Consider the following 246-nt stretch of genomic DNA (forward strand, 5'->3'; position numbering starts at 1 on the left):
GGTACGCATCCGGTCGTCTGGCAGGCGCTGCTCTCTTCAGCGTGACTTGAAGCGGCTCGGCGGATTTGCCAAAAAGCCGGTATCGATCTCCGGCGCACACTGATCCTCCCCGCAAGCGCCGATGATCGCGCAAAGGAATCCGACAATGGCCCAGCCCGTTCTCTTCACACCGTTCCGCGTCCGCAATCTCGAACTTCAAAACCGCATCGTCATCGCACCCATGTGCCAGTATTCGGCCGAGGACGG

At 60.6% G+C, this 246-nt stretch carries 1 protein-coding gene; it reads left to right on the forward strand.

The window, feature by feature from the left end; all coding sequences use genetic code 11:
• Positions 1–145: 145 nt before the first annotated feature.
• Positions 146–246: hypothetical protein (locus KVS69_RS20175; RefSeq protein ID WP_217540039.1), on the forward strand; the 101-nt coding region annotated here is incomplete at its 3' end.

This window comes from Stenotrophomonas sp. GbtcB23 (assembly GCF_019091045.1).
GTDB lineage: Bacteria > Pseudomonadota > Gammaproteobacteria > Xanthomonadales > Xanthomonadaceae > Stenotrophomonas > Stenotrophomonas rhizophila_A.